12 protein-coding genes are annotated in these 18,564 nt (G+C 44.6%); 4 read left to right on the forward strand and 8 right to left on the reverse strand.

The features are described 5' to 3' along the window. Nucleotides 1-94 precede the first annotated feature (94 nt). Nucleotides 95-682: a Holliday junction branch migration protein RuvA gene (ruvA, locus tag I5907_RS11575; protein WP_196990868.1), complete on the reverse strand. Its 588-nt coding sequence runs from the start codon at nucleotides 680-682 to the stop codon at nucleotides 95-97. 48 nt (nucleotides 683-730) lie between these two features. Further along, nucleotides 731-910, reverse strand: a complete 180-nt coding sequence (locus I5907_RS11580) for a hypothetical protein (protein WP_196990869.1) — start codon at nucleotides 908-910, stop codon at nucleotides 731-733. A gap of 146 nt (nucleotides 911-1,056) precedes the next feature. Here I5907_RS11580 and I5907_RS11585 point away from each other — a divergent pair, with 146 nt between their 5' ends. Next, nucleotides 1,057-8,196, forward strand: coding sequence for an autotransporter-associated beta strand repeat-containing protein (locus tag I5907_RS11585; protein WP_196990870.1), 7,140 nt, complete (start codon nucleotides 1,057-1,059; stop codon nucleotides 8,194-8,196). Nucleotides 8,197-8,328: 132 nt separating this feature from the next. Here I5907_RS11585 and I5907_RS11590 read toward each other — a convergent pair whose 3' ends face one another. Further along, a complete protein-coding gene (locus I5907_RS11590) occupies nucleotides 8,329-8,682 on the reverse strand; it encodes a response regulator transcription factor (protein WP_196990871.1) in 354 nt (117 codons plus the stop codon). 466 nt (nucleotides 8,683-9,148) lie between these two features. Then, nucleotides 9,149-10,006, reverse strand: a complete 858-nt coding sequence (locus I5907_RS11595) for a hypothetical protein (protein ID WP_196990872.1) — start codon at nucleotides 10,004-10,006, stop codon at nucleotides 9,149-9,151. Between the two features lie 284 nt (nucleotides 10,007-10,290). On the opposite strand from I5907_RS11595, the gene I5907_RS11600 reads away from it, so the two are divergent. Together I5907_RS11600 and I5907_RS11605 are read left to right on the forward strand one after the other, a co-directional pair. Further along, nucleotides 10,291-10,989 carry a hypothetical protein gene (locus I5907_RS11600; protein WP_196990873.1) on the forward strand — a complete coding sequence of 233 codons (699 nt, stop codon included), beginning with the start codon at nucleotides 10,291-10,293 and terminating at the stop codon, nucleotides 10,987-10,989. A 141-nt stretch (nucleotides 10,990-11,130) separates the two neighbouring features. Next, complete coding sequence (locus I5907_RS11605; protein ID WP_196990874.1) at nucleotides 11,131-12,840, forward strand: glycoside hydrolase family 13 protein; 1,710 nt, start codon at nucleotides 11,131-11,133, stop codon at nucleotides 12,838-12,840. A 146-nt stretch (nucleotides 12,841-12,986) separates the two neighbouring features. On the opposite strand, the gene I5907_RS11610 is transcribed toward I5907_RS11605, so the two are convergent. After that, nucleotides 12,987-13,805 carry an alpha/beta hydrolase gene (locus I5907_RS11610; protein WP_196990875.1) on the reverse strand — a complete coding sequence of 273 codons (819 nt, stop codon included), beginning with the start codon at nucleotides 13,803-13,805 and terminating at the stop codon, nucleotides 12,987-12,989. 319 nt (nucleotides 13,806-14,124) lie between these two features. Here I5907_RS11610 and I5907_RS11615 point away from each other — a divergent pair, with 319 nt between their 5' ends. Beyond that, the gene (locus tag I5907_RS11615; RefSeq protein WP_196990876.1) at nucleotides 14,125-16,194 is read left to right on the forward strand and encodes a catalase; all 2,070 of its coding nucleotides are present in this window, start codon (nucleotides 14,125-14,127) and stop codon (nucleotides 16,192-16,194) included. 211 nt (nucleotides 16,195-16,405) lie between these two features. On the opposite strand, the gene I5907_RS11620 is transcribed toward I5907_RS11615, so the two are convergent. The 3 genes from I5907_RS11620 to I5907_RS11630 form a co-directional block, all read right to left on the reverse strand. Beyond that, nucleotides 16,406-16,834, reverse strand: coding sequence for a phage tail protein (locus tag I5907_RS11620; RefSeq protein ID WP_196990877.1), 429 nt, complete (start codon nucleotides 16,832-16,834; stop codon nucleotides 16,406-16,408). 238 nt (nucleotides 16,835-17,072) lie between these two features. After that, a complete protein-coding gene (locus I5907_RS11625) occupies nucleotides 17,073-17,465 on the reverse strand; it encodes a hypothetical protein (RefSeq protein ID WP_196990878.1) in 393 nt (130 codons plus the stop codon). A 153-nt stretch (nucleotides 17,466-17,618) separates the two neighbouring features. Continuing rightward, the gene (locus I5907_RS11630; RefSeq protein ID WP_196990879.1) at nucleotides 17,619-18,101 is read right to left on the reverse strand and encodes a hypothetical protein; all 483 of its coding nucleotides are present in this window, start codon (nucleotides 18,099-18,101) and stop codon (nucleotides 17,619-17,621) included. Between the last annotated feature and the right edge of the window lie 463 nt (nucleotides 18,102-18,564).

Consider the following 18,564-nt stretch of genomic DNA (forward strand, 5'->3'; position numbering starts at 1 on the left):
CAAGTAAAACAGCTACAGTAATACGCGAAAAAATCAGGAAATGACGAGTCAATTTTTCAGTAGCCTTGGTTAGGTAGAAGTTTCTCTTATAGGTCTAAAGATTTTTTAAAGCTTGTTTAATAATATCTTCCAAAGAAAGTGCTTCTTTAGCAGAATCTGAAACTTTTTTTACTGCCTGTTCAGCCACAGGTTTAGCTATTCCAAGACCTACCAAAGCATTGATTGCATCTTTACCGGGAGCATCAAAAGACTGAGTGGGAGAGGCGGTATTTTCAAAAGATATTTTACCCATTTTATCCTTCAGCTCAACGATAAGTCTTTCAGCGGTTTTTTTCCCGATTCCTTTAACGCTCTCCAGTTGTCTGGTATTGCCCTGCACAATTGCTTTAATCACTTCATCGGGCCGCAAACCGCTCAGCATCATTCTTGCAGTGGTGGCACCAACGCCGGAAACGCTGATGAGTTGAAGAAAAAGATCCTTCTCTTCCTGCGTATAAAAACCAAACAATGTTTGCCCGTTTTCGGTAATGTGCAGGTAGGTGAGTAACTGGCCTTCTTCTTTCGTGCTGATAGAAGAATAAGTATTCAGGCTTATCTGTAATTCGTAGCCCACGCCATTTACATCAACAATAACCTGCGCCGGGCTTTTCTTTGCAAAGCTCCCTCTTACAAAAGCGATCATAATGTTTCAAAAGTAGTGGGTTTAGTAATAGAAAGAGCGCAGGCTATGTTAGCTTAAGTGAAATTTTTGGATACCGGCGGCAGTACAGGTGGCAGCATCGTTGCGTCGCAATCCTTTCGTCTGCAAATCTTTGCGCAGCCAACGATGCGCTTTCGAAAACCAGGTTATGAGCCACAGATGCCATGAAATACTGCTGATAAACGGATTGCGACGCAACGAAGATGCCATGAAAATATTTTGCCGGTACCAACAATTTTCATTTTTTCTTAATCTGTGTTATGTAAGTACATATTAATTATCAGTTAATTTCATCGCCAGATTTAATCCGTATATATACCGGGAGAACCAGCCCGGCAATCAAAACCGTACCCCTTATGACCTTCAAGTATACCCTCAGGGCAACTTTGTTTGCCGTGCTTTTGACTATAGCCAATACAACCCTGTTTGCACAGGTTTCGGGCTATGCATTCACCCAGAGTACAAGTACATATGCACCTATTACCGGTACAAACTTAGGTACCGGCGGATGGGATGATAACAACTACCTCAATATTCCACTGGGCTTTACGTTCAATTTCAATGGCATCAACTACACTACCTGCAACGTTCAGTCTAACGGCTATGTAATGCTGGGTGGTACTGTGCCTGTTAGCACAGGTGGCAACCCGACACAATATGTGCCTGTGTCTGCAACGACAACTTATGAGGGAGCAATAGCTGCTTTTGGTTTCGACCTGTATAGCAGTGCAACCAATACGCGTATTAGTTACACCACATCCGGAACCGCACCAAATAGAATTTTCATCGTACAATGGAATAATGCAAGAAGATTCAATTATACAGGAGATGTATTAAACTTCCAGGTAAGGCTTTATGAAACCAGCAACGTTGCTGAAGTAAGATATGGCACGTGTACCGCGACCAGCGCTACAAACGAAGATGTGCAGGTAGGTCTCCGGGGCGCAACCAATGCTGATTTTAATAACCGCTCAACCACTACCAACTGGGCTGCCACCACAGCCGGGGCAGCCAATAATGCCACCTGCAGAACAAGGAACACGCTTATGCCTGCATCCGGCCTTACATTTACGTGGACGCCGCCTCCGCCAGTTACGATCAATACAACAGGCATGCACCCGGCGGCATCTAACTTAACCCAAAATACCACTGATAATCTGATAGGCGCCTACCAGGTAGTAACGGGGAGTACAGCGCTAACACCTTCGGCTTTCAGGTTTAACACCGCAGGCACATATACGGCAGCAACTGATATTACGAACTTCAAACTATACCAGAACACGACGAATAGCCTCAGTGGCGCTACATTGGTTGCCACATTGGCTGCACCTGCCACCGGCGGGCTGCTTAATTTCAATACAGGATTTTCTGCACTTGCTGCAAACAGCACCGCCTATTTTCTTGTAGCGACAGATGTACCGCTCTCTGCACAGGCAGGGAAAACAGTGTCGCTAACATCAACGGCATTAACAAATTTTCAGTTCACCGGTGCAGTATTAAGAACCGGTGATAATAGTCCGGCATTAGTTACCAACACACATACCATCATTGGTGCGCAGGCCGCTATTGCAGCAGTACACCCGGCGGCAGGAACGATTAACCAAAACAGCAACGTCAACCCAATAGCTGCGTACCAGGTTACAGCATCAAACGGAGACGTTACACCTACAGCATTTACCTTTACTACAGCCGGTACATATGCCAATGCTGCCGATGTCTCAGGCTACAGCCTTTACCAAAATTCAACCAACAGCCTTACAGGCGCAACACTGATTGGCAATATAGCCGGCGGCACGAGACCGCAGACACTTACATTTAATACCGGATTCAGCAGCATCACTGATGGAACGACCACTTATTTTATATTGACTGCCGATGTGCCTTTGACAGGCACCAATGGCAATACCGTAAATATAGCTGCCACCAACCTCAACAATTTTTCTTTTACAACTGCAGGTGGTGCAGGTGTTGGAAAGACGGGAACCAATCCTGTGCCGGCAGGCAATACCCAGACAATAGTTGGCCCTGTTGTTACCATTAACGCCGCACACCCCGCCGCGGGAACAGTTTTGCAAAACACTGCAAACAATATGCTTGCATCGTACCAGGTTACCGTGGCCAATGCGGATGTAAATCCAACTTCGTTTACGTTTACCACGGCAGGCACATATATTCCAACAACAGATATAACCACATTCAGGTTGTATATGAACAATGCAAATAACTTTGCAAGCCCTACGCTTATCGGTGTTGCAACGGCATCGGGCAACCCGCAAACGTTAACCTTTAATACCGGGTTTTTTACCCTGGCCGCCGGAAGTACCACTTATTTTATCATTACGGCAGATATAGCCCTGACGAGCATCAACGGCGACAATGTGAACATTGCAGCTAACAGCCTGGCAAATTTTTCATTCACCAGCGTACCAGGTGGTACGGTTGCTGTGACCGGTGCAACAAACCCGGTTGCAGCAGGTAATACAAAAACGATTTACGGTCCTTCCGTGGCGATTACTGCAAGTCAGCCTCCTGCTGCAAATATTTCATTGGGTTCAATAAACAATATTATTGCGAGTTACCAGCTAGATGTGATAAATGCTGTTTCTGTTACGCCAACCAGTGCAACATTTACTACAGCAGGCAGTTATGTGGCGGGAGACCTGGTAAATTTTAAATTATACCAGAATACGGCTGTAACGTTGACCGGCGCAACGCTGGTAGGTACTGCAACGGCGCCCGCTTCCGGAGGTACTATTACATTCAATTCGGGCTTTTTAAGTATACCGAGTGCAGGTACCAGCTACCTGATAATAACCACCGATGTTGGTACTGGCGCTTCCGCGTTGACGCACCAGGTAAGATTAACCTCCACATCACTCTCAAACCTTGGTTTTACAGGTTTTGGCGGTGGGGGTGTGCAAAAGACAGGGACTAACCCTGCCACACAGGGTAATCTCTTCACAATAATAGACCCACAGGTGGCAATAACAACCGTGCACCCGGTAGCAGGTTCTATACTTACGGGTAGCCAGAATAACCTGATTGCCTCATTGAGGCTGGCCGCGGCAAATGCCCCTATTTTACCAACGGGTGTTACCTTCACTACTGCTGGAACATTCCAGGGTAGCAACGACATCTCTATCTTCAACCTCTATCAGAATACTGGTAACAGCCTTACAGGAGCCACACTTGTTGGCACTGTGACCATCTCCGGTACATCGTCTGCAAATACACTAACGTACAGTGGCGGCTTTACGCCCATAGCTGCAGGAACCAATAATTTTCTGCTGCTCGTGGCTGATGTGGCAGGAACGGCTACAGCGGGCAGAACTGTAAACATAACCACTACGCCAAGGGCGAACTTTAGTTTTTCAAGTACGGGCCCTGTAACCGTTTCGGGTGCAGATCCCCTGGGTGCCCCTGCTGCACCGGGCCAAACCATTGTAGCAAAACTGGACGTTTACTGGAGCAGTACAACATCTCCTGCAAGCTGGAACGGCACGCTTGTTAACTGGGGACAAAATACCGGCGGCGGACCAACCACACCGGCGTATCAAAACAGCGTATGGATCAATTCCGGTTATGGTCAGTTTGAAGGAACAGCCGGACAGGTAAATGTAACTGCCCTTGTAAATGCAAGGCGCCTGATATCAACAGTAAACAATTATCGTATTGATGCAAGTAGTTCTTTAAACGGCATTACACTGACCTCTCCGGCAGAAGTAACTGTAAATACCGGAACCAGTTACCTTGGTGGTACAACAAATACAAACCCCCTCATCTACGGGAACAATGGCCTGACTAAGCTGGGCAACGGGGAGTTGCAACTGGGCGCGCCATTTGGCACAGGTTTCGGGGGCAATATTTTTGGTAACGCAGGCGAATTGACGATCGGAAGAAAAACTGGCGCAACATCGCAGCCAACAAATTTCCTGCAAAACAACCCTATCGAAATTGACAACTCTATATTTACTATCGCCGCGTCCAGCGGCGGCGCCGGCTCGCTGAGACAAATGCCTTCTTTTACTGCCAGTGGTGCCAGTACGATCAGTTTATACCAGACGCCCTCTTTTTCGTGGATGAATGTAATTCCTTCTACGAATAGTGCAAGTGCAGTTGCCGGAACTTATGTACCGTTATCGGTAAGCGGGCAACTTACCGTAAACCGCGGCACCTCTACGAGTGTTACGGGGCTGCTGGGTGCTAACGCGTTAAGTCAGAATATGATTGCTTTTGGGTCCGCTACGCTAACGGGTAATACAACATTTGTTGGCTACAGCACGGGAAACTGGGCTACAAGTAACGGCGATATGATCAATATAAATCTCGGTGGATACGGTCATTACTTTACAGGTGTTTCTGTGGCCACCGGTACTATCAATGACAATGGTTACAGCATGACGATACTGGGAGGGGGCAATACAAATTACGACGGGGCTGCACTTTGCCTCAATGCAAGTGGTAGTACAATGACAGGTAACTGGATACTTGGTGATGCTGCCGGTACAAATGCCGGCTGGCTGGTAACCAATACTTCTACCTGCCTGACAAGAGGCAGTGTTACGGTAAATAATTTCAGTAAGCTGTGCCTTCAGTTAACCAGCAATAGTAATGTAAACATTACGTATTCTCCATCCGTTATTAACCTGTATGGACTGGGGCCTGCCAACCAGGCTTTTCCTGCAGCGCTCGATCTCTTTAACTTCTCGGGCTCTGCCGGAATCACCACACTTCCTTCTGACATTGTACTAACTCCCGTTTACAATTCAAAGCTCGCTTCTATCGGTTCCCAGGTTGGTACTACAAATACAACTACCAGCTTTATCTTAAGTGGAAGGTTAAGTGGTACCGGCGGGCTTGAAAAAACCGGGCCGGGTATAATCGTTCTTAATACCCAGAATATTTCAGGTAACTATAATACTTACCAGGATACAACACGTGTAAGAAATGGAACACTTACTGTAAATGCAGGGTCGAACCTTGGAACAGGGCCTCTTCATATGTACCAGTTAGACGGCAGGAACACAACTGTTAACCTGTTGAACACGGCGCAAACGGTCGCCGCACTCAGCACTACGTGGACAAATAACTCAGGCCAGTCACAGGTTGTGAATTTATCAGGGACTGTGTTAACCGTAAACCAGAATGTCAATACCATTTTTGGTAATGGAACGGGTACTTCAACTGGTTATATAGCGGGTACGGGCAGCCTGGTAAAAACCGGCACAGGTACATTGACCCTTACCGGACCCTGCACTTACACCGGTTATACTCAGGTAAAGAACGGCACATTACAATTGAACAAGACAGGCGGTAATACACTGCCGGTAACAGCAGACGTACATATCATAGGAGGAAAACTTAAAGTAAGCACCAGCCAGGAACTTGACAATCTTGTGTTGTCGACCGGTACGCTGGAAGTTGACAACGGTGTGGTATTGACGATCTCCGGAACATTTACCATGGTGCCAACTTCTGCCAGCATCAACCTCATTGGCACCGGAAGAATTGTGTATACCTCTACGGGCACACTTAACTACGGTGGAAACGTACAGCAGGTTACTTCCGCGAAAGAATTACCTGCAACCGGCGCGCCAAGAAATATTGTATTTAACAACTACTCTGCGCAAGGTGTACAGCTAAGTGCCAATGTAAGCCTGGCGGGAACGGCAAGCGTGGGCGGTTGGCTTGATTATAACAGCAGAACAGTTGGCGGTACAGGTACTTTTGTATTGAACGGGTTAAACAGCAAAACGCCAAAGGGCACTACTACCGCCGGTTCGAACTACCTTACCAACCTTGTATTTACCGGCAGCCTTGAAATAGGAATGCAGGTTTCAGGTGCAGGCATCCCGGCAAATAGCTATATCATCTTTATAGATCCCCTGGTACCAAACAGCGTTACCATCAACAATAACGCCACTGCTTCAGCTGGTAATATTACTTTCGACATGAGCATGCGCGGTGGATTAATGGTGAATCTTGCAGGGGGTATTGACGCGCATGTAGTCGTTTCAGGAGCAAGGACATACAACAGCGGCGCAAACTACATTTTCAAGACGCCCAATACAGGTGTGCAGATATACCCGGCATTCCCAACAGTAGGAACGCTAAATTATAGTCCTGCATACGATGTAAGTATACAGGCCGGTTTGTTAAACAGGGTTGTAATGGGCAATGCGCATGATCTTGAAGTTGCGCATGATCTCAATCTTGCATCGGGCATTTTTGTAACCAATAATAACCTGATTACATGGAGCAACAGCGGCGGTGTACTGGCCACACCTGAAGCTACTTACACGGCCAACGCTACAAACTATACAAACAGCTTTATTGCTACCTGTGATCTTGCTGGTGTGCCACTAAACGTAGCCGGCGCTACCAGTGCATTCAGCGGAGCAAAAGGATTCAGGATAAAAAACATAGCAAATACCGATACCTACTTCCCTGTGGGTGCAAGTTACCTTACTGCAGGCACAGCTATTACCACACCTTCTCCAAACAGGATGATGATCAATAACCAATCTGGTACGCCACATGATTATACGGTGGTCGTAAACTATGGTGATATTGGTTATACATATGGCGGAGCGGGTTCATGGCGTGTAAACCGCATCTGGTATGTAAAAAGCAGTGGTGCTACCGGCAAGGCTACCATGCGTTTATTTTTTACAAAACGCAACTGGATCAACTGGGGCGCCGGTGAAAACGAAGTGGAGGCAGGGTTTGTATACGCAAAACCGGCACTTGTACAGAAAGACTATAGCGTTGGCAATGGCAACTTTTTAAATTTGTCTGATCTTGCTGACATCACAGACTTTACGGGTAATGCCAACAACACGGAAATCTATGGCCAGTATACTATTGGCATAAGCAACAGCCTTACCAACGGTGTTGAACAGTTCAACCGGTTCTCGGTTGTAAATCCTGATGCAATCATTCTGCCTGTAACTGTCATCAACCTGAAAGCTTCACAGGCAGGAGATAAGATAAGGGTAGACTGGACCGCCCTGAATGAAACGGGCGTTGACCATTATGAAATAGAAAAATCTGTAAACGCTGCAACGTTTACTACCATCGGTTCAGTAAAAGCGTACAACAACAACAACCCGCGGAATGATTATTCTTTTGATGACATGAACCCTGTGAGCGGCAAAAACTACTACCGTATAAAAACCTTTGATAAAGACGGAAGAACGGCTACAACGATTATTGTAGTGGTGAGCGTGGATAATGGCAAAGTCTCTGTAAGCGTAACACCAAACCCGGTAAAAAATAAAACAATGGTTGTTACACTGAATAATTTACCTGCCGGAAGATATGAGGCAGTTATGTACAGTACCAATGGCGAGAAAGTATACCAGCGCGTAATAGAGCATATTGGCGGCTCAGTGTCTCAAACACTTAATCTGCCGGCTACGCTGAGCAGTGGTGCTTATGTGCTGCGTGTATTGAACCACGCAGCCGGTTATACAACAAAAATTTTTGTGGAGTAATATAAACCATAAGCCCTGCAACGCAGGGCTTATGGTTTTAGCTTCATTATTAACAGAAAGATGAAAGGATTGCGACGCAACGAAGATGCCATGAAATACTACTGCCGGTATCCAACATGTTTTTCAGCATTACTACCCGGCCAGGCATTCGCTGATTGCCGTGAGTAAAGCTGGGGGATCAAAAGGTTTTGTAATAAACATATCTGCACTGCAATCTTTTGCTTTTTGCTGCAACTTGCTGTTGGCTGAGATAAGTATGACCGGTATGTTGCTGTTTTCTTCTTTTATAAGTGAACAAAATTCGCAGCCATCTTTTCCTATCAGGTTTATATCGATGATGTATAAATCAGGGTAAGGCTTTTTATCTACCAGTATATTTTTACCGTTAAAGTCTTTGATTACTTCGTAGTTATTTTTTATCAGCAGCGACTCAAGCACAAGCAGCATCACATTATCATCTTCAATTACATGAATTCTTTTTTTCATAATGTTTCTACCGGGCGGTAGCACCCTGGTTTATCAAAAGATATTATTTACACTGCAAAATAAGGGTATTCTGTAGCGGCGCCATCTTTTTTTATGTTTTGCAATCGGCAACAGTGTACATATGCTCGCTGCCTTAAATGCAGTAAATGTATGTTGCGTTGCCTGCACTGCCGTTGTATGGCTTACTAAAATAAAAAAGGCCTGTCCTGGAAAGAACTGGCCGTTGCTAACCTATGAAAAACACCTAGTTTAATATTGTTGAACCCTTGCGGTGAAAGTCAAATCTATAGAGTTATTATAAACAGCACTGTACCATATGACTCATTTTAATCGTTGCTTTTTATAAAAACTTAGCAGGTATGAATGTAAGTAAACTTAATTAATAAAATAAAAAACATCTGTGCAAAATTTTATAATCTGCACAGATGTTTAAAAGTTATCAAAAAAATCAATGATTTAATTTGAGTTAATTCATTTCAGACAACCATTGTTTTACAAAACTCCTGGATGCTTCTACCACTTCTTTGCCTGCACGGTAAGCCATCTTCCAATGACTGTCTTTGCTTTCATATGCGGGGTTTACAAAATATTTCTTTCCATGTTCTTCTTTTAGCTGTGCCGCAAAATCTACATGATCGGTTGCCGCCATAAACTCTTCCAGCCTTGTTTTAATAAAACTTTTTGGATTGTCAGGATATTCTTCATGCCATGTTTTTATCCGGCCAACGCTGTCTTCTATATACATTTTGGAAAGGCTTTCATAATTATCGGCATACATTTTTAGAAACTCGTTTGCGGGGTCCTCCATTTCTTTCAGGTTTTGCTTAGCCGCGTCCAGTGCAGGCTGAAACAAAGCCTTGTTTTCAGGTGTGGCTTTGGCAATAATATCTTCAGCCTGTTTTACCGCTTCTTTGGCCTGCGCAATTATTTTGGCTCTGTATTTTTCCGGTGTTTCCGGCGCACCGTTAAACTGCGGTTTGTTCTCCTGTTTTAACTGTGCGTAATGTTTTCTAAAGTCTTCTGATGTTACATAGTTTTTCGTGTAGGCAAGCAGGTCTTTTGCAACAACAACCCTGTCTGCTGCGGCAAGATTTTTTATTTTGTTTACACCATAAGTGTTCAGGTAGCCACCTATCATACTGCCGGCTATACGTTCATTCGCTTCAGTTCTTGTAATGCCGATGATGTTTAAGAATTCATCTTTTATTGTCTTTGTAGTAAACGAAAGCAGGCTGTAACTAACCGTTACTGTTACCAGTAATAACAAGCTGGTACGCACCAGTATTTTTCCGTTAACGCGTTTTGTAGTAATGTGTGTTTTCATATTTATATTTTACGCTGCAAAGATGCCGGCGCACTTACAATGCAGAAAGAGGTATGTGTATAAATTGTCTTTTTTGGAAGATCAGTTGTAAAGGTGAGGAGTGAAATATTTTTGTTACCGGCATTGGAACTGCTATCAGCTTCGTTGTGTCACTCACTTGTACGCCGGTGCATGCAGCAACTGCAGCGATCATATACAATTCATGCAAAAAAAAATACATTTGTTCGTAAACGGGGTGGTTATACGCTGCTGCTCGTTTTATTTTGCCGAACAGATAATTACAGATGAAAAAGAATACCCTCATTACATATGCCTGCCTGCTGCTGGTGGCGGCAATAACGGTTGTAGCGGGTCAGCAGCTTGCGCAGCAAAAAACGAACATCCGCGTATGGGATTGGGCTGCCTGGGCACTGTTGTTAGCAGGCTTGCCGTTTGCCTTATTACAGCAACCTGCCGGCCTGCCAGATTGGTGGCAGCCGGGCATCTCAAACAAAAAAAGAATTCTGCTGCCACTGCTCACAGGTTTGTTGTTTGCCATTATGGATGTAATTGTTTTTGTCGTCATATTACATCCGCAACCTTATGAGAGCATGCCCCCTTTTTTACAACCTTTTCCCTACTCTGTTGGCCTGTATGTTTCAGGCGCCTTTGAAGTGGAGATTTTTTACCGGCTCATCCCGCTTACACTGGTATTATGCATAGCAAAAAAAGCAAAGGCATCTGCAAAAACATGGAATATTCTTTTTTGGTTGCTCGCTGTATTAACCGCATTGCGGGAACCTTTGGAGCAACTGTCTGATGGTGCAGTGTGGGTACTTGTATATGCGTTTGTTACAGGCTTTGCTATGAATTTTATGCAGGCGGTTTTTTACAGGAGAGCTGGTTTTATGGCATCCTTGTTTACAAGGTTAGGTCACTATATGCTGTGGCATATTTTATTGGGTATTTACGTGGAGTATGTTCAACTGGCATACTTAAATTAGTTAACTGTTGTGCAGGCAGAAACACAGCAGCAACAGCTTTCATACCAGTATTACAACATTTATTTTACACAGCCCATATTTGCGGTGCAACACTTTTGAAGGACGGTTTTGTTTATATTCGGTACTATAAAATACTGCTGTATGAGGTCATTCTTTCTTCGTTGCCTGCTGATCTTTTCCCTGTGCTATTCAACTGCCTTTTCCCAGGATGGAAACAAACCAGCATGGTGGAAAGAAGCGATCGTTTACCAGGTATATCCGCGCAGTTTTAAAGACAGTGATGGAGATGGGATAGGAGATCTGAAAGGGCTCATTTCTAAACTTGATTATATCAAAAGCCTCGGCGTAGATGTTATCTGGCTCAATCCAATATACCAATCGCCAAACGATGACAATGGTTATGATGTAAGCGACTACCGCAGTATCATGAAAGAGTTTGGTACGATGGCTGATTTTGATGCGCTGCTCAAAGGCATGCACGAACGTGGTTTAAAGCTGGTAATGGATATGGTGCTGAACCACAGCAGTGATGAACATTACTGGTTTCAGCAAAGCCGCAGCAGCCGTAACAATCCATATCGTAATTATTATCATTGGTGGAATGCAGAGAGAGGTACACCGCCTTACCGCTATAGCATTTTTGATGTTAACCACGATGCATGGAAATACGATTCACTTTCCAATGCATATTACCTGCACTACTTTAGCCGCAAACAACCAGACCTGAATTGGGAAAACCCGGCATTGCGGACAGAGGTATTTGACATTATGAGGTTTTGGGCAGATAAAGGTATTGATGGTTTTCGGCTGGACGCTTTCCAGTTTGCGGCAAAAGACACCACGTTTCCGCCTTTCCCGCAAGGCTACGAAAAAGAATTGTCAAAGTATTATGCAATGGGGCCGGGCCTGCATGATTACCTGAAAGAAATGAATGAGGCGGTGTTCAGCAAATACCCGCTGATGAGCGTGGCCGAAGGTGCCGGCAATTCATTTGAAGATGCACACAACCTTGTAGACGCAAACCGGAAGGAATTGAATATGGCTTATGCTTTCGAAGGTGTGGATATTGCAAAATCAGGTGGCTACAGCTTATTGCATTTTAAAGAAGTATTCAGTAAATGGGATAGTGCATTTGCTGAAAACGGCTGGTTGTCCATCTTTCTTGCCAACCACGACCAGGCAAGAATGGTGAGTCGTTTTGCGACAGATGATCCCGCTTACAGAGACAAGGCTTCTATGATGCTTGCAACATTTGTGCTAAGCATGCGTGGCACGCCTTACTATTATTATGGCGATGAACTTGGTATGACCAACCCTTACTTTACATCTATCGGCCAGTATAAAGATATGCAGGTGCTTAATGAATACCACCATCTTACCAATGCAAACGGAGATATCGGAAAATTTCTAAAAGAAATGCATTTTAGCAGCAGAGACAACGGGCGTACGCCGTTTCAATGGAATGATTCCTTACATGCAGGGTTTACTACCGGCATGCCGTGGCTGGAAGTAAATAAAAACTATAAAACCATCAATGCTGCTGCTGAAGAAAAAGACCCGAATTCTGTTTTGAATTATTTCAGAAAGATGGTTCGGCTGAGAAAGTCTGATAAAACATTGGTGTATGGTAAATACACGTTACTCGATAAAACCAACCCGCATGTATATGCCTACACCCGTGAGCAGGATGGCCGCAAACTATTAGTACTGCTAAATTTCAGCAGTAAAAAGGCAGCGTTTATCTCCGGCGTCGATCTTTCCAAAGCTAAATGCCTTATATCAAATTATGCAACTGCCAGCAAGGGCAGAACGTTACAACCGTACGAAGCCGCAGTATGGCAAATACAATAAAGTTTTTTTCATCAGCAATAGTGTTGCATGGCATCGCCTGTTGTGTCACTCACTTGTGCGTCCCCTTTTTATGGCAACTACAGCGTTCCTTTTTCGGCTGCAGGCAATAAAGCATAGCCTGCCCTGGCAGGTTGCGCTGTGCTCTTTCACTCAGGCTGTTTGGCAAAATAGCTTTTCATGTACAACAACTGGTACGGCACTGCGTTGGCCCAGTATTCCCATGTATGACCGCCGGGGCGCACAATAAAGTCGTGCGGTATGCCCGCATACAAAAGTTTCTCATGCAGGGCAAGGTTTACTTTGTAAAAGAAATCGTCTGTACCGCAATCAAAAATAATGGCTGTTGTATTGGGTGTGAGTAAATGCACAAGGTTTATAACTGTATTATCCTCCCAGTTTCCAGCATGTTCTTTATAAGAGCCCAGCAGTTTTGCCATATCCCAGTTGAGCGGGTATGGTCTAATATCAACACCACCACTCATACTGCCGGCTACACCAAATACATCCTGGTGTTTAAAAGCAAGGTACAATGCGCCATGCCCGCCCATACTAAGGCCGGTGATACCGCGTGCCTTTTTATCCTTTATTGTTTTGTAACGGCCATCAATAAAAGTCACCAGTTCTTTGCTTATAAAAGTTTCATATCGTACAGCAGAATCCATTGGTGCATCAAAATACCAGGAATTAAAGTTGCCATCAGGGCACACAATGATCAGGCTGTCCTCATCGGCATATTGTTTTATCGCAGGTACTTTTGTTATCCAGTCGCGTTGGTTGCCGCTATAACCATGCAGCAGGTAAACCACGGGAAAATCTTTTTTACCATCATACGCTGCAGGTGTTATAACCACGCACCGGATGTCTTTATGCATTGCATTGCTGTGTGCCATTACAGTATCTGCAATACCTGCGTTTGATGTAACAGTAAGCAGGATAAAAACAAAAACGAAAGAAAATATTTTCATATACACAAACCTATGCAAGCAGGCGTAATAAACATAATAATGGGTTTATTTTTTGTTGTTACAGAAAGCCTGCAGGCTGATACCATGGTGAAGTTACACCCGGCACTGCTGAATATTGATATACAGTACAAGAGTGCGACGCAACGGAAGCATAACAGCATTCCTGCTGCCGGGTTCATATTGCTCTACACTATAACGTGGAACAAAGTTTGATGGAACAAGGTGCAGCTTTACCACTACAACACATAAAGCTGTGTAAAACGGAACATCTGCCAACAGCACTATTACAAAATCATCATTTCAAAAAATCTCAGTCATCATGAAAAAGGCTAACAACAAAACACCTGGTGGAGAAACACACCAAACCACGGATGAACAACACCCGGTATTAACGACCAACCAGGGTATTCATGTTTCCGATAACCAGAACAGCCTGAAAGCCGGGCAACGCGGTCCTGTATTGCTGGAAGACTTTATGCTGCGTGAAAAGATATTTCATTTCGACCATGAACGCATACCCGAAAGAATTGTACATGCAAGAGGTTCGGCAGCACATGGATATTTTGAACTATATGAATCATTATCTGACATCACAAAGGCAGATCTTTTTCAGCGTGCAGGCGAAAAAATTCCTGTATTTACCAGGTTTTCTACCGTTGCAGGTGGGGCAGGATCTGTGGATACACCAAGAGATGTGCGCGGCTTTGCGGTAAAATTTTACACAAAAGAAGGTAACTGGGACCTGGTGGGCAACAATATTCCGGTGTTCTTTATACAGGATGCCATTAAATTTCCAGACCTGATTCATGCAGTAAAAATGGAGGCAGACAAAGGCTATCCACAGGCTGCAAGTGCGCACGATACTTTCTGGGATTTTATTTCACTCATGCCCGAGTCTACACATATGATCATGTGGGCAATGAGTGACCGTACCATTCCACGATCGTTAAGAACCATAGAAGGTTTTGGTATACACACTTTCAGGCTGGTAAACGAAAATGGTAAATCTACTTTTGTAAAATTTCACTGGAAGCCCAGGCTCGGTTTACAATCTACGGTGTGGGATGAAGCACTGAAACTGCAGGCCGCAGATAATGATTACCACCGCCGCGATCTGTTTGAATCAATTGAAATGGGCGATTACCCTGAATGGGAACTCGGCATGCAATTGTTTGATCAGCAAACAGCAGATGCGCTGCCATACGATGTGCTGGATTCTACCAAGCTGATACCGGAAGAAGTAATACCTGTAAAGATTGTAGGGCGCATGGTGCTCGATCGCAACCCTGATAATTTCTTCGCAGAGACAGAGCAGGTTGCCTATTGCCCCGCCAACATTGTACCCGGTATCGATTTTACAAACGATCCGTTATTGCAGGGCAGGTTGTTCAGTTATCTTGACACCCAAAAATCAAGATTGGGTACAGCAAACTTTCACCAGTTGCCAATCAATGCGCCTAAGTGCCCATACATGAATATGCAACGGGATGGGATGATGCAGACAAATGTATTCAAAGGCCGCGCAAATTATGAACCCAATAGTCTCGATATGGCCGGTGAAGAAAGCGGGCCAAGAGAATGTCCTGTAACAGGCTTTACCAGTTTCAAAGGAAGGCCCGAAATGGAAGAGCAGGGAGATAGACTGAGGATACGCCCAGAGTCGTTTGCAGACCATTATAGCCAGGCAAGGTTATTCTTCCGGTCGCAGACAGAGAATGAGCAGGCGCACATAGCTTCAGCACTGGTGTTTGAGTTATCAAAAGTGGTACTTGAGCATGTGCAGTTGCGTGTAATTGCCAACCTGCGCAATGTATCTGAAGATCTTGCTGCACGTGTGGCAGATGGCCTTGGTGTTGAACTGCCGGCCAAATCTCCTTCAGCAGCGCCGGTACAGGATTTCGATGCTTCTCCTGCATTATCCATACAGCAAAATATGAAAGCTACGCTAAAAGGCAGGTGCGTGGGTATCTTAATAGCAGATGGAAGCGATGCTGATATGATTGGTAAGCTACAGGAAGAGATAGAAAAAGCCGGTGGCACCAGTAAGCTGGTTGCGCCAAAAGTAGGCGGGGTAATGCTTTCAGACAACACCAAAGTAAAAGCAGATGGCCAGTTAATGGGCAGTCCGTCACAGATTTTTGATGCAGTGGCCGTTATCTTATCTGCAGATGCTGCCACGAAAATGCTAAAAGAGGCCGCTGCCATACAATGGGTAATGGATGCTTTCGGTCACCTGAAAGCTATCGGTTACAACAGCGACGCCAAACCTTTGCTGGATAAAGCAAACGTAGTGGAAGATGAAGGTATAAAGGAGATCAGCAGGCAATTTGTGAAAGCAGCGTCCACACGCTTTTTTGAAAGAGAACCATCGGTTCGTACACTTGCTTAGTGGTGCAATGATATGGTATGACAGCCGGTAGTAATGCCGGCTGTTTTTTTGTGCCGGCATTTGTATTGCTATGATGCTTTTGTTGTGTCACTCACTTGTGCGTTCATATCATTATGCAGCTTCAGCGATCAGGAACGGGCCTGGTGTTTGTTTCCATCTTCCTGTTGTCCAAGCAAAACAGGTGTGTATAGCAACAGGCATACCCGATCAATCAGGTATGCTCTATTGTCATCCCTTCGTGCGTAAGCACCAGTGCTTCTATGGCAATATCGCTGTCTGCAGCCGCTAATACAGGCCCATAGTAATGTATAGGGAAAGCATTGCTAAGCCGCCATACCACTACAGGGTTGTGGTCTTCATCCAGCAGATAGATCACAACATCCCTCCGCTCAATGTCACCCATTCTTTTGGTGTTGATCCACGAGAAAAAATCATTGTCACCTTTTGTGATACCACGCTTAAGCGTAACGTTTGCATACTTACGCAGGCCGGGTATTTTTTTCACATGATCTTCCGGGCTTGATCCATTCCTGTAATTGACAGCCTCGACTTCTATATCAAGACCAGATACTTCCGTAAATCCAAAACTTCTGCCACCCCATTCTACTTTGAAATGGTAGCGGTTAAGAGCGTGCGACATAAAAAAAGGTTTGATGATGAATAAATAAACCAGCAAAAGCAGTATTGACAACAGCAGGACTAGTAGTATGGCGAATTGCGGTTGCATGGTATAAATTTAAAATAATTACATGTATGCAGCTTGTTCTTCTGCTACCCAATTACAGGTTTGCAGGGTGAGTTACTAATACAATATGCCATACGCGGCAGGCAGCCACAAAGGCTGCCTGTATTGTTTACAATGACGCAGTACAATATTGCTACCTGCAGGCACCGGTGCAGGCTATAAGGTTGTTGTATGCTTCCTGCACACAGGCCATTCGTTTGACAGAGTCTGTTATTTTCTGGCAGGCCGAATTGGCTATGCTGTAAAAGTTTGCGCATTTGCTGTAGCATTGAGCCGAAGGATCAACATCGTAAGTTTTTTCCCAGAATTCGGGTGCATCAAAAAAATTCCAGAGGCCACTGTGGTCAAAGTGGTTAAGGTTCTGCGCCATAACATAACCTGTTACAGCCAATGTTGCTATTTGTTGTTTTTGGGCAGCATTTTGCTTTTCGAGTGTTGTTATCTTTTCCTGTAATGCAGCAGTATTGTCGGTACAGGATACGCATGCCAGTAAGGCGAATGAGATAAGCAGGGTAAGTTTTTTCATAGCGGTTGTTTTAGTAAATGAGGAACATTTAAAACAAGATACAAGACCGGCAACGCTCATACAAGCGTATAAGTACTTATATAATGCCGTGTAGTTACGGAATGTATTGTTTATAACATAGAAAAGCTGCGCAACTACGTGCGCAGCTTTTCTTCAGATCATTTCAGCGGCTGTAAGAATTTGTTTGTCATCGAGCAAACGGCCAAGCATCGAAATGCCTGCTTTCGCTTCCAGTTGCGCTGTAATTTTTTCACCAAGTAACTCCCTGTACACAGGCGGGTCAGCAGGGTCTCCGCCACCGAGTACAACACCACCGGGCAGGTGCCGCGGATAAGGTGTACCGCACCAGCCATCATCACCATCATCAAACATGGCTTTTTCAAAACCACTTCCTACTTCGGCGCTGTATGCTTTCAAAGACTTTGTAAGTATATCGCGTGCTTCAGCATTGTTTATGGCATACAGGTGTTGCCTTATTACATACGAGGCAAAAATGCCGCGGCCAATAGCATTAAACCTTACAGGATCCCACAATGGAATGTAAACGATATGATACCGGCCGTCTTCGCCCAGTACAACGCCCCAGCCTCCTGCTAGCATGTGGGCAGGCTGATACTGCAAAAATTTTTCAAGCATTGTTTTTTATTTTAATGTTGGTACCTACTCTTTACAGGATTTTCGGTTTACTCCTTTTAATGCAGCGGGCACTTTTTTTGGTATTGTGTGCGGACCGCGGTTACATAAAAGTATACATGCTGCAAAGCAGATGCAAGAGCGTAACTACGCAAGTTTTATTTCGGGTAATTGTACGTGCGCCGGTACAAGTACGTGTGATGATTATAAAGAAAACAGGTTGTTATCAACCAATAAATATATGGAAGCAGACAGTGTGCTGCTATGAAGCTTTCGTTGTGTCACTCACTTATACTTTTGAAGCGCTGCGCAGCTTTAGCGATCAGTATAAACCCGCGTGTGTGGTATAAAAGTCAGCTATTATGCAAGGCAATGCATATTAAAATCTTTTTCGGTAAGATGGTGAATCTGTAGCGGGTTTAGACAGTTGCGAACAGCCGCCATAAAAAGAGAACGCACAAGTGAG

Origin of the sequence: Panacibacter microcysteis (assembly GCF_015831355.1) — a bacterium.
Taxonomy (GTDB): domain Bacteria; phylum Bacteroidota; class Bacteroidia; order Chitinophagales; family Chitinophagaceae; genus Panacibacter; species Panacibacter microcysteis.